13 protein-coding genes are annotated in these 12,930 nt (G+C 45.2%); 8 read left to right on the top strand and 5 right to left on the bottom strand.

What is annotated here, in order from left to right; all coding sequences use genetic code 11:
* Window positions 1-59 precede the first annotated feature (59 nt).
* The 3 genes from IRQ95_RS10505 to IRQ95_RS10495 are packed head-to-tail and all read right to left on the bottom strand — an operon-like array spanning window position 60 to window position 2,389.
* Window positions 60-1,184 (bottom strand): M20 family metallopeptidase, encoded by a 1,125-nt coding sequence (locus tag IRQ95_RS10505; RefSeq protein WP_194436882.1) that lies wholly within the window; start codon window positions 1,182-1,184, stop codon window positions 60-62.
* A 9-nt stretch (window positions 1,185-1,193) separates the two neighbouring features.
* Window positions 1,194-1,661, bottom strand: coding sequence for a YjiG family protein (locus IRQ95_RS10500; protein ID WP_075648216.1), 468 nt, complete (start codon window positions 1,659-1,661; stop codon window positions 1,194-1,196).
* A complete protein-coding gene (locus IRQ95_RS10495) occupies window positions 1,658-2,389 on the bottom strand; it encodes a nucleoside recognition domain-containing protein (protein ID WP_075648217.1) in 732 nt (243 codons plus the stop codon). Before IRQ95_RS10495 ends, IRQ95_RS10500 begins: the two co-directional genes overlap by 4 nt.
* A gap of 550 nt (window positions 2,390-2,939) precedes the next feature.
* Here IRQ95_RS10495 and nhaD point away from each other — a divergent pair.
* From nhaD to IRQ95_RS10470, 5 genes are all read left to right on the top strand, one after another.
* Window positions 2,940-4,373 carry a sodium:proton antiporter NhaD gene (gene nhaD, locus IRQ95_RS10490; protein ID WP_194436881.1) on the top strand — a complete coding sequence of 478 codons (1,434 nt, stop codon included), beginning with the start codon at window positions 2,940-2,942 and terminating at the stop codon, window positions 4,371-4,373.
* 140 nt (window positions 4,374-4,513) lie between these two features.
* On the top strand, window positions 4,514-4,807 hold the full coding sequence (locus IRQ95_RS10485; protein WP_194436880.1) for a hypothetical protein: 294 nt from the start codon (window positions 4,514-4,516) through the stop codon (window positions 4,805-4,807).
* A gap of 69 nt (window positions 4,808-4,876) precedes the next feature.
* Window positions 4,877-6,076 carry a DEAD/DEAH box helicase gene (locus IRQ95_RS10480; protein WP_194436879.1) on the top strand — a complete coding sequence of 400 codons (1,200 nt, stop codon included), beginning with the start codon at window positions 4,877-4,879 and terminating at the stop codon, window positions 6,074-6,076.
* Entirely contained in the window at window positions 6,073-6,621 is a 549-nt protein-coding gene (gene cyaB / locus IRQ95_RS10475) for a class IV adenylate cyclase (protein WP_194436878.1), read from the top strand. Before IRQ95_RS10480 ends, cyaB begins: the two co-directional genes overlap by 4 nt.
* 103 nt (window positions 6,622-6,724) lie before the next feature.
* Window positions 6,725-6,898, top strand: coding sequence for a hypothetical protein (locus IRQ95_RS10470; RefSeq protein ID WP_194436932.1), 174 nt, complete (start codon window positions 6,725-6,727; stop codon window positions 6,896-6,898).
* Here IRQ95_RS10470 and IRQ95_RS10465 read toward each other — a convergent pair.
* Both IRQ95_RS10465 and IRQ95_RS10460 read right to left on the bottom strand, forming a co-directional pair.
* Window positions 6,895-7,377 (bottom strand): methylated-DNA--[protein]-cysteine S-methyltransferase, encoded by a 483-nt coding sequence (locus tag IRQ95_RS10465; RefSeq protein WP_194436877.1) that lies wholly within the window; start codon window positions 7,375-7,377, stop codon window positions 6,895-6,897. The two genes, IRQ95_RS10470 and IRQ95_RS10465, sit on opposite strands and share 4 nt — an antisense overlap.
* Entirely contained in the window at window positions 7,374-8,729 is a 1,356-nt protein-coding gene (locus tag IRQ95_RS10460) for a DNA-3-methyladenine glycosylase 2 family protein (RefSeq protein WP_228481369.1), read from the bottom strand. Before IRQ95_RS10460 ends, IRQ95_RS10465 begins: the two co-directional genes overlap by 4 nt.
* Window positions 8,730-9,013: 284 nt before the next feature.
* Here IRQ95_RS10460 and IRQ95_RS10455 point away from each other — a divergent pair, with 284 nt between their 5' ends.
* The 3 genes from IRQ95_RS10455 (at window position 9,014) to IRQ95_RS10445 (ending at window position 12,905) form a co-directional block, all read left to right on the top strand.
* The gene (locus IRQ95_RS10455; RefSeq protein WP_075648224.1) at window positions 9,014-9,214 is read left to right on the top strand and encodes a hypothetical protein; all 201 of its coding nucleotides are present in this window, start codon (window positions 9,014-9,016) and stop codon (window positions 9,212-9,214) included.
* 554 nt (window positions 9,215-9,768) lie between these two features.
* A complete protein-coding gene (pflB, locus tag IRQ95_RS10450; RefSeq protein ID WP_194436875.1) occupies window positions 9,769-12,066 on the top strand; it encodes a formate C-acetyltransferase in 2,298 nt (765 codons plus the stop codon).
* Between the two features lie 260 nt (window positions 12,067-12,326).
* A complete protein-coding gene (locus tag IRQ95_RS10445) occupies window positions 12,327-12,905 on the top strand; it encodes an FMN-dependent NADH-azoreductase (protein ID WP_194436874.1) in 579 nt (192 codons plus the stop codon).
* Window positions 12,906-12,930: the final 25 nt, after the last annotated feature.

Raw genomic sequence — 12,930 nt, 5'->3', positions numbered from 1 at the left:
CCCCAAACCGAAGCTTGGGGATTGATATTAGGGGAACTTTGACTAAATTTTTGAGCTTATTAAGCGGCGATTTTCTCAAGCACACGCATCAGCATACGGATACGTGGCTCAATTGAATCTAACTGCAAGTATTCAAGGTCACTGTGGAAACCAGCGCCAATCGGACCAAAACCGTCTAGAGTTGGAACACCAAGAATTGCGGTGTTGTTTGCATCTGAACCACCACCGACTTCTTGCCAGCCGATAGCGATATCAAGCTCTTGCGCAGACTCTTCCACCAGCGCCATTAGCGCATGAGTTTTATCAGTTGCAACCATTGAAGGCTTGTATGTTTCACGCTCTAGCGTAATCGTCACACCATCAACAAACGGCGTTTCAAGCATCGCTTTTAGCTTAGCGTCCACATCCGCATACTCGTCGTTGCTCCAGAAGCGTACATCCACTAATGCTGTCGCGTGGTCAGGAACGATATTCACCCCTGTACCGCCGTTCACAACGCCAACGTTAAGTGTCGTGCCTGACTCGAAGTTAGTCATCGCATTAATGGCTAAGATCCAGTTTGCCATCTCAGTAATTGCACTGCGACCTGCTTGCGGATCGTTACCTGCGTGTGCCGCTTTGCCACTAAAGGTTAGCTTGTAACCTGCTAGACCTTTACGTGCTTTCACAAGGCTACCGTCAGCGCGAGCCGCTTCAGCAACCAATACGTTGCGCGCATTTTTCGCCACAGATTGCAGCCACTCAACGGAATCAGTAGAACCAGTTTCTTCATCAGGGTTCATACAGATGCAGATAGATAGCTTATCCAATACTGCTTGGTCTAGGTTACGCATCGCGTAAACCACGTTTAGCAGACCAGATTTCATATCTGATACGCCAGGACCGTATGCTTTATCAGCATCCGTCGTCATCGGGCGTGCAGCCGCTGTGCCTACTGGGAAAACAGTATCCATGTGACCAATAAGCATCACATCAATCATCTCTGCTTCTGGTTGATTGCGGATCTCTAGACCGACACCCGCTTTGCCACAATCGATGCGTTTCACGCTCCAACCAGACATCTCAGCAAATTTCGCTTCAAACTGGCTAGCGATAAACTCAATGCCTTCTAGCGTGTAAGTGCCGCAATCCACGTCAATCAATGGACGTAACTCTGCTAAATATTGTTCAAGTGAAAAGTTCATCATCACACCTTACACAAATAGGTTCATCACTAGCATTGCACCAAACGCGTTCAGTACAGAAATAGCGATCATAATTGGAATGTAACGACCTTCAGTGCCGATAGGACCCATGATACGACCCATGTACTGCACTTGTGAGCCCATTAGGTAGATAGCCGGAGCAAGAATCGCGATGTGCGCACCGTTTAGGATGCCTTGGTCAAATAGCGTAATAACAACACCGACTGCGCCGCCCATAGACATCCAAGCACCAATTAGCACTGCCGCCGCTTCGCCAGGAAGACCAAAAACTGCCATGATAGGCGCAAAAATAGTACCCATTAGATCCAGCGCCCCCGTGATTTGCAGCGCTTTAATGATCACAAACGCCATCAATACGTTTGGTACTGTAGAGGTAGTCGCAATTACCCAACCCTTTTTCGCACCTTCAACGAAGATGTCCGTTACCATAGGTTTCTTTGCTTTTACTTCGCTCATTTTGCTGCTTCCTCTTGTAGCTCAGCTGATTGGTTTTTGTCTTCTTTGCCTTCTGTGATGTTTAGGTAAACGCGGAATAGGTTCGCGCCGATAAACTTAAATAGGAACATCACACCTACAGCCAAACCAATTGACGATGACACAGCCAGTGAGCCGTCAGCCAAAGTTAGCGTAAATAGCACCGCACCAGATGAGAAGAAGTTAACAATCGCCGCACCTGCAGTGAATTGGAACATAGTGAATACGTCAGTCTCACGTTTAGTCAAACGACCTTCATCTTTAAGCTGACGAGTCATTGCTGCACCTGCATCAGTACTTTGTAGCGATGCGATTAGCGCTAGACCTGAGCTACCAGGGATGCCCATAAGCGGACGTAGCAGTGGAGAAAGCAGTTTACGTGCGGCATCCAGTGCGCCGTAATGCTCAAGAACGTTAATCACACCTAGTGCGAACATAACCGTTGGGATCAGCGTCAATGCGAAGATAAAGCCATCACGCGCACCGCTACCACCTTTACCACGGAATGACGTGGTTGCCGCTTCAACACCTTCAGCGGTTTCTTGTACGCCGTATGCGACTTTACCAAATGAGCCATTTAGCGTGGTGAAGTCGAATACGCCATACCATTCATTAGATTGCATTAAGCCAGAGAAAAACACGACAGCGAATGCGAGTGCGACATAGCATCCCCATGTCACCTTGCGTTCAATTGGGTTGGGAGTGGACATTTTTAACACCTTAATAATTAGACAGGACAACAGAGCTACAACTCAGTCGCTGGAAAATTCGTTCTATAAAAAGCGTTTTATGTCAGCGTCAGGTTAGTAACCCTGACGGATTTTGTGGGAATTATTGTGCTAGAAATCTGATCCGTATCAAGCCGATATTAAATCTGTTCATACACTTCAACTTAGTGTCATATTTTGTGATATACAGCAAAATTAGCATTTAATTACACTCAAAGCTCATAACATTGCACATCACAAACATTCATAAAATTCTTATAATTTATTAAATTATAAGAGAATCAGTCGAATACCACCTATCTCACAAACAATCTGTAAAAAGGTCTTTAGAATGTGCGCAGTTTATTAATCCGCGCCGAGTCAATTAATGCCTAAATAACAAATTAAATCGTCAGACCGAACTGAAACAACTGCAGTCGCCAACTCTGTAGTAGTCACGGGAAGACTAACAATAAGATATATGCAGCAAGCTGTAAGACTGCATCAATAATCTTCGACTCGAGCGCTTTTCTGACATTCAAGGAGTGAAGTAATGAAAAGCTTATGGTCATTAATGATTGGCCTGATATTTTTGCCCTACCCAGCATTCGCCGCCAGTAGCGAACTGTCCCCTCTTGATCTTACCCAATCTACAGTCGGTTACGCTGCTCTGATCATATTTGGTCTTGCCTACACTCTTGTTATGCTCGAAGAGTACTTACAACTGCGCAAATCCAAACCGGTACTGCTCGCGGCTGGCATCATTTGGGCAATGGTCGGTTATGTCTACTCACAACAAGGACAAATGGATGTAGCCCATGCGGCATTAGAGCACAACTTACTCGAGTATGCTGAGTTGCTGCTGTTCTTACTGGTTGCCATGACGTACATCAGCGCTATGGAAGAACGAAGGCTTTTTGACGCACTTCAAGCTTGGATGGTGGGTAAAGGTTTCAACTTCAAAGCACTATTCTGGCTAACCGGTATCCTCGCCTTCTTTATTTCACCGATTGCCGATAACCTCACCACCGCACTCCTGATGTGCGCCGTGGTAATGAAAGTCGGCGGCGATAACACGCGTTTTATCAACCTCGCCTGTATTAACATCGTTGTAGCCGCAAACGCCGGGGGGGCATTTAGCCCGTTTGGAGACATCACCACACTGATGGTTTGGCAGGCTGGTCACGTCTCTTTCTCTGAGTTTATGCCGCTATTTACCCCTTCAGTGATCAGTTATATCGTGCCTGCGGTGATCATGTCTTGGTTTATTCCTAATGCGAAACCTAACGTCGCCCACGTGCATGTCGAGCTCAAACGTGGGGCACGCCGTATCGTTGCGCTGTTTATTCTTACCATTGCCACTGCAGTGGCTTTCCACGCGGTTCTTCATTTCCCACCAGTGATCGGTATGATGATGGGTCTCGCCTATCTGCAATTTTTCGGTTTCTTCCTGCGTCGCACGCTTAAGCGCTCGTTAGCACGTAAAGCACAAGTGGCAATCGCCAACCGTGATGACCTAGCGCTCAAACGTTTAGGCTCAGTGGTACCGTTTGATGTATTTCGCCGAGTGTCCCATGCCGAGTGGGATACGCTACTGTTCTTCTACGGCGTGGTCATGTGTGTAGGTGGTTTGAGCCTGATTGGTTATCTCAACATGGTATCAGAGATCATGTACTACCAATGGGATCCTGTTTGGGCCAACGTCATGGTAGGGATACTCTCTGCGATTGTTGATAACATCCCAGTGATGTTTGCGGTTCTGACCATGGAACCTGAAATGTCGATGGGTAACTGGCTACTGGTCACCTTAACTGCAGGTGTCGGCGGTAGTTTACTCTCTATCGGCTCTGCGGCAGGTGTTGCGCTTATGGGCGCCGCACATGGCAAGTACACCTTCTTTGGTCATCTAAAATGGGCGCCGGTCATCGGGCTTGGGTATGTTGCCAGTATTGCCGCCCACCTCTGGATGAATAGCGCGCTATTCTAACCTGCTCTTTCTGTTTAATTTTGCTGGTTAGCTTCGTCTAACCAGCATATACCCCACCTCAACAATCTACCGAATAACAGGAAAAAGGCGATGATTTGACCAATAATCAATAAGACTTTTATCAATGGAGAGGTCTTGTTATGAATCGAATCCCTTATTTGGCAGCTCTGCTTAGTTCACTTCTATTTACGCCTTTAGTTGTTGCCGATCATCACGGTAAAACCGATATGATGGATGAATCGAAGCAAAAAATGATGGATAAACGTGATAGTGCAATGGGTAAAGCTGAAGCTGACGTAAGTAAAGCCGAGGCTGATGTAAAGGCAGAGATGGATAAAGAAGGCCAAAAAGTCGATGACATGCTCAAAAAGGGCGAGCAGAACAAAGAAGAACTTGAAGATAAAATGGCTGACAAAATAGAGAAAGAAATTTAGCCTGTTCATGCTAAACTCAACGCAAATAAGGGGCACTAGCCCCTTTGGTCATTTATACAGAGTGAAAGCATGCCATTTTCAAAACTCGGCTTAAGCCAACCTATCACAGACGCTATCCAACAATTGGGTTACAGCAAGCCTACCAATATCCAAACCAAAGCGATTCCTGTGATTCTGCAAGGACAAGATCTTATTGCAGCCGCGCAAACAGGCACGGGTAAAACGGCAAGCTTTGTATTACCTATTCTAGAAAAGTTAAGCCAAGGTGAAACGCAACGTAAAAAACGCATTCGCGCGCTTATCTTAACCCCGACCCGCGAACTGGCCATTCAGGTGGAAGAAAAAGTCCGCCAATATGGTCAGCACCTAAAACTGACTTCATTGGCTATGTACGGCGGTGTTGACGAGAAAGCACAAAAACAGGCGTTGATCGAAGGCGTCGATGTTTTGGTGGCAACCCCTGGTCGTCTACTTGATATGTACGCCAGACGCGCGGTTTACTTTGAAGAAGTCGAAGTATTAGTACTTGATGAAGCTGACCGCATGCTAGACATGGGCTTTATCGATGACATCAACAAGATCCTCGATCGCCTGCCAACCGATATTCAGAACTTGCTGTTCTCAGCAACACTGTCAAACAAAGTACGTGATCTTGCCAAAACCGCGGTACATAAGCCATACGAAATCTCGATTGCAGCAAACCAAGCATCGAAAAAGAACATCGAACAATGGCTTATCACCGTTGATAAAGACATGAAATCGTCACTGCTGGCACACCTAATCAAAGAGAACAATTGGGACCAAGCGTTGATCTTTATCGAGACTAAACATGGCGCGGCAAAACTAGCCCAGCAGCTAGAGAAGCGTGGCATCGCTGCCGAAGCATTCCACAGTGGGCGCAGCCAAGCCATTCGTAGTCAACTGCTAGAAGATTTCAAAGCTGGCAAGATTCAATACATGATCGCAACTGGTGTTGGCGCGCGTGGTATCGATATTCATGGCTTAACGCGCGTAATTAACTACGATTTACCGTTCCCAGCTGACGAATATGTCCACCGTATTGGTCGTACCGGTCGTGCGGATGCGCAAGGCGAAGCGATTTCGTTCGTATCTAAAGATAACTTCAAAAATCTATGCATGATTGAAAGCCGTCTGGGTCACCTGATTGAACGCCGTGAAGTTGAAGGCTTTGCACCACGCAAACCTGTGCCAATTTCAATTCTCAACTATGTGCCAAAAAGCAAACGAGTACAGAAAGACGCCGAATGAGCCAAGAACACTTCAAAGGGAAATATGAAGTCGAGTTGAAGTTTCGAGTCAAAAATAAGGACGCGTTTTATCGCGTCCTTAACTCTCTTGAGCATCAAGTTATGGTGCATGAAAATCAAGAAACCGATTGGTACTTTGACACTCCAGAGCATACCCTCAAGCAGCAAGGTAAAACCGTCTCAATCCGTGAGATGGAGCCGTCTGGGATTAAATTGTGGATCGTAAAAGGACCCGAAGCAGACCGCTGTGAAGCGACCAATATTACCAATTCAGCGAATGCGCGTAACATGCTGGAAAATATGGGGTATCAAGTCAGACTAATCACGCAGAAAACACGCAGCATCTACTTTATTGGGCAATTCCATATCACCTTTGATCAGTTAGCCAATATAGGTCAATTCGCCGAATTCGCCATTATGACGGAAGACGAGAGTGCGTTGGCGCGCTACCGAAGTGATTTGGAACAGCTAGCGCAGCAATTTGGTTTACTGCCTCAAGATCTTGAACATCGCTCTTATTTAACCTTATTTGAAAGTACGATTTGAAAGTACGTTTTAAAGTCTTAGTTAAAAACCAATTCAGGCGATAGATCAATTTTTCCCTTGGTAAATCGCCATACACTCTAAGCATCAAAATTGAAGGGACTCAATGATGTTTAAATGTGGACAATGTCGGCAATTTACTCGTGCGCGCGATAACGAAAAAGATCTCTGTGCGGCTTGGCAACAACCTACTCTCGCCACTCGTGAAGCGTGCAGTTATTTTATGCCAAGCAAACCACTCTTTAATCCCGATCGCTACCGCGAGCCAGAGCAACACTAAACATCAAATTCAATATTTTCCAGTTTAAGTAACGCCGCTTTACGCTCAACGCCACCCGCATAGCCAGTCAATTTGCCGCTTTTCCCTATTACGCGATGGCATGGCACAATAATCGAGATCGGATTTTTACCATTCGCCAGTCCCACTGCGCGTACCGCTTTCGGATTATCAATGGCATCCGCCAGTTGTTGATAACTCCAAGTTTCACCAAAAGGAATGGTGGTTAAAGCCTGCCAAACCTGAGTTTGAAACGCGGTCCCTTGAGCGGCGAGCGGCAGATCAAATTGATTGCGAATACCAGCAAAATACTCATCAAGTTGAGTTTTGGCTTCACGCAGCAAGGCAAACTCATCATCACGTACCCCCAATTCGTTCGGTTGTGTGGTTTGAGTTTCAAACCAAGCACCGAGTAAACCATGTTGGTTGGCTTGAAGGGTCATCTTACCTAATGGGGTATCTATCACTGTAAAGAGGTTCATCCTGCATGACTCCATAAATGAAAGGTCGCATAACTGCCAAATGGCGAAACATTGTCTCTGTTAAGTTGAGTGAATTGTTGAAGCGCTTTTTTAACCACCAAATCACCTTCTAAGAATCGATCGGGTTCAGATAAACCACGCAGCGCGGCATAGTTTACCGTCCAAGGACCAATTCCTTTAAGCGCCAGCCATTTTTCAAACTCCGCTTCGGGTTCTGCTGCGATTAACTCAGCAAATCGTTTGAGCGTATCACGGCGACTTTGCGGCATGCGTAAGAAACCCAAATCAGCGCTGCTCACCTCTTGGGGAGTAGGAAAATGCGTGGCACCGTGCGGCTGCAAAGTCGACACCAACAAGTTCAACTGACCAATCGCCGCTTTGATTGAAACTTGCTGACCGAGAATAGCCCTAACACCCGCTTCCCAAGTGCTCCAAACCCCGGGCATACGAATACCATGACGAATCACTAGCCCAGGCTCAAGTTGCTCTAGATGCTGCTCTATCACATTAACATCAACATCGAGGTCAAACATGCGTCTGACATTGGTGACAAGATGCTTTAACTGGCTGATATCCGCCAATTCAAATTGCAATACCACCTTATTAGTTTTCGCTGCAAAATCGATGTGAAACCAAGCCGGTTTATTGTTGATTTGCACATGACGTTGGTAACTGCTCTCACCGATCTCTTCGAGCCCTTGAACCGCTCGTAGGCGATAAAATTTGAGGGTATAACGCCAATCATAAGCGCCGCGATAACTCAGTTCTAAACTATTACGTGCGCTACCATTCGCCACTTCACGTTTTAAATCACTCGGCGAAAGCCGTAGTGCTTTTTTGAATGCATCATTAAAGCGACGTGTACTATTAAAACCACTCGCAAAGCCAATCTCTGTGATGCTCATACTACTTGAATGCAATAGCTGTTTCGCGAATAACAGCTGATGATAGAGAGCATATTGCTTAGGGGACATACCTAAATTCTGTTCAAACAGTTGGCGCAGATAACGATCGGATATGCCTAACCGTTCCGCTAATGTTTGTAACGATCCTTGCTGCAATTCACCTTGTTCAATCAAACCAAGTGCTCGCTGGTAGGTGGTTTTACTCCCCTGCCAAGCCCATGAGTTAGGTGCACTATCCGGTCGACAACGCAAGCATGGTCGATAACCTGCCTGTAGCGCGAGAGCGGCATTAGTGTAGTACTCAACGTTCTCTTCTTTGGGTAAATTCGCCGGACAAATCGGACGACAGAAGATTTTTGTGGTTTTTACTGCAACAAAGAAACGCCCATCAAAGCGAGCATCACGGGTTTGCCGTGCTAATTGAAACTGCTCAAAATTGTCCGCCATCATCCCTCTCAACTCTCAACTCTCAACTCTCAACTCTCAACTCTCAACTCTCAACTCTCAACTCTCAACTCTCAACTCTCAACTCTCAACTCTCAACTCTTTTAGAGTGTACAGTGATTCTCCTGCCGCACTCGCCATTTTCGGAACTTAATACTAAAGCGTTAATTTGCAAAATTTCACTACAACAAATTGCTTATTGATAAAACCTTAACTAATTTTAGTTATTGGGAGGGAAGGATTCCCTTGGCGAAACCAATCAAAAGTGCACTAACAGGGAGTTGGCTATGAACTTACAATCTTGCACTATCAGGCTTAACGATAACTCAACATTAATCTGCAAAACAGTGGAACAGTCTCTTGGCGTGATTGAATACCACGGGCAGTCAAAGATTACTGATATCTACATTGACGCGACTGATGGCTATGGGATTAATTCCTATAACCTTCCTTTTGAAGAGTCAATTGAGAGTCTAATGAACCTATAGCTGTTCGCAGTGGTTTATCTGACCTCACTTTATACCTTAAATATCAGACCTATCCGTTTCTGGTCACAACCAGAATATTGTTGAGTTAGTTAGAGGGGCGACCTTCAAACCAACTCTTTTTTTATTTTTCCGCTCACTTTTTCCTCGTCCTTTTCACCCAACTCAATCCGACAAAGACAGAAAAGGTTACTAGCGAAAACAATACACAAGCATTTAAAAATGAAGTATTACACAGAAGTGAACACTCACACTCTAACGTGATCTCATTCTTACTCGACCATAAAATGCGTTTCATGCATTTAAAAAATGAAATACATTCATTTTACTCATACACCCTTCAGGCATAGTATCCAGTCATCGAGTTGAGGGGGCAAATCCGAACCTAATTGCACCCAAATGAAATCAACCCAACTAATTTTTATTCAAAGCTAAGTAATTAATTTTATTTGAGTAAGGCGAACATTCTTCACCTAAAAATGAACTCAGGACGCCTTTCTGCATTCACAAAACAGCTTTGGATTGTATACAGCATCATAAATCAATAGGTATTACTCATGACTATTCCGACTACTGAAATGCTACAAGCATGGGAAGGCTTTACTTCTGGTCAATGGCAAACCGAAGTAAACACTCGTGATTTTATCCAAACGAACTACACCCCGTATGAAGGCGATGAGTCATTCTTAGCTGAAGCGACTCCAGCAACCACCACACTGTGGAACAGTGTGCTTGAGGGTATTAAAGAAGAGAGCCGTACTCACGCTCCAGTAGATTTCGATACTGACCTACCTTCTACCATTATTTCTCACGACGCTGGTTATATTAACCAAGAGTTAGAAACCATCGTTGGCTTACAAACAGACAAGCCACTTAAACGCTCAATTATCGCTAATGGCGGTATCCGTATGGTGAAAACCTCTTGTGAGGTGTACGGTCGTGAATTAGATCCAAGCGTAGAAAAAATCTTTACTGAGTACCGTAAAACACACAACAAAGTCTGTTTTGATCTTTATACCAAAGATATCCTCGCATGTCGTAAATCCGGTATTATCACGGGTCTACCGGATGCTTATGGTCGTGGTCGAATCATTGGTGACTACCGCCGTTTGGCTCTATACGGTATTAACTTCTTAATTGCAGACAAGCAAGAGCAAGTAAAATCGACTCAAAGCTTCCTTGAACAAGGACAAGATCTCGAAAAAACACTCCGTCTGCGTGAAGAACTCGCCGATCAAATTCAAGCGCTAAAAGATATTCGTACCATGGGTCTTAAATACGGTATCGATATGTCAGCGCCGGCGCGCACTGCACAAGAAGCGATTCAGTTTACCTACTTTGGTTACTTAGCTGCGGTAAAATCACAAAACGGCGCAGCGATGTCTCTAGGACGCACTTCGACGTTCCTCGACGTGTACATTGAGCGTGATATTGCCAATGGCATCCTTAACGAGTCACAAGCTCAAGAGCTGATCGACCACTTTATTATGAAATTGCGTATGGTGCGCTTCTTACGTACACCTGATTACGACTCACTCTTCTCTGGCGACCCAATTTGGGCAACTGAAGCCATGGCGGGTATGGGTGTGGATGGTCGTACTCTCGTTACCAAAACCACCTTCCGTTACCTTCATACCTTATACAACATGGGACCGGCTCCTGAGCCAAACATGACGGTACTTTGGTCGGAACAGTTACCTGACGGCTTCAAAAAATACGCGGCAAAGGTGTCCATCGATACCTCATCACTTCAGTATGAAAACGATGATCTGATGCGTCCGGACTTCAACAACGATGATTACGCGATCGCCTGTTGTGTTAGCCCACAAATTGTCGGTAAAGACATGCAATTCTTTGGTGCGCGTGCAAACTTGGCGAAAGCGCTGCTGTACACCATCAATGGCGGTATCGACGAAAAATCTAAAGCGCAAGTAGGACCAAAACAAGCACCTATCTCAGATGCTGTACTCGATTTTGACGCGCTTATGCCACGTTTCGATGCGATGCTAGATTGGTTGGCAACCCAGTATGTGACTGCACTTAACATCATTCACTACTCACACGACCGTTATAGCTACGAAGCTTCACTAATGGCGCTGATGGACCGCGATGTACGTCGCACCATGGCATGTGGTATTGCCGGGTTATCCGTTGTCGCAGACTCTCTTGCTGCAATCAAATTTGCCAAAGTAACACCAATTCGTGATGAAGAGGGTATCGCTATCGATTTTGAGATTGAAGGTGACTATCCAAAATTTGGTAACAATGACAATCGCGTCGATGACATTGCTTGCGATTTGGTTGAGCGCTTCATGAAAAAGATTCAGAAGATGTCTATGTACCGCGAAGCGATTCCGACTCAATCTATTCTGACCATCACCTCAAATGTGGTTTATGGTAAGAAAACCGGTAACACTCCAGATGGTCGTCGTGCAGGTATGCCGTTTGGTCCTGGTGCTAACCCTATGCACGGTCGCGATCAAAACGGTGCAGTAGCATCACTGACATCGGTATCAAAACTGCCATTCGCGTTCGCTAAAGATGGGATTTCTTACACCTTCTCTATCGTGCCAAATGCACTGGGCAAAGATGCTGAGATGCAAAAACAAAACCTAGCGGCATTAATGGATGGTTACTTCCACCACGAAGCTGGAAACAAAGATGAGATGATCGAAGGCGGACAACACCTTAATGTCAATGTACTGAACCGAGAGATGTTACTCGATGCCGTTGAGCACCCAGAGAAATATCCTCAACTGACTATTCGTGTTTCAGGTTATGCGGTTCGTTTTAACTCATTGACCAAAGAACAACAACAAGACGTTATTACACGCACATTCACTGAGAAAATGTAGCGTTAAACAGTAACGGAAAATAACAAGCTTTATCAATAAAGCACTACCTGTTTTGGCCTGCCGTGGTACGCGGGCCTTTTTTCTTTCAGCTTCAAGCCCCCGCATCCAATCAGTAATATTTACTGGCCTTGCCCTTATTCTGTAACTTATTCGAAATTTTTGAACACCTCAATCTAATTGTACGGATTATGAATGGCCTTCTCGTCACTTAATATTCGTTTCAACAGATAACGACACGTTCAAAAAATTTGGAGCCTCCGATGACAACACTTATTTTAAAATCCAGCATTCTTGGTGAATACTCTCAATCTAACCAGCTTATTGATGCCGCATTGGAAGGGAAAACGAACCTAATCGAACGTGATTTAGCAGCCAACCCAGTACCGATGCTTGACGCGAACGTTGCAACGGCACTGCGCGGCAATGGCGATGATCTAGCACCAGAACTTAAAGCAATTTTAGACCTTTCAAATCAGCTAGTTAATGAGCTTAAAGCCGCAGACAAGCTAGTAATTGCTGCACCTATGTACAACTTTATGGTTCCAACCCAACTCAAAAACTGGTTCGATCTTATCGCTCGAGCGGGTGTGACATTTAGTTATACAGAGCAAGGGCCTGTTGGTCTTATCGACAACAAAAAAGTGGTTGTAGTTACTACGCGCGGTGGCCTGCATAAAGACAGCCCACGTAACTCAATCGAAAGCTACGTCAGTACTATGCTGGGCTTTATTGGTATTACTGATGTGCAATATGTTTACGCAGAAGCATTAAACATGGGCGAAGAGTCAGCTCAAGCGAGCCGAGAGCACGCATTAAAGCAGCTTGCAGAGATTATCTAATTTCGACTAAAGACCGCTTTCAATT

This window comes from Vibrio fluminensis (assembly GCF_015278125.1).
In the GTDB taxonomy this organism is placed as follows: Bacteria; Pseudomonadota; Gammaproteobacteria; order Enterobacterales; family Vibrionaceae; genus Vibrio; species Vibrio fluminensis.
This window is presented reverse-complemented; position numbering and strand designations above follow the sequence as displayed.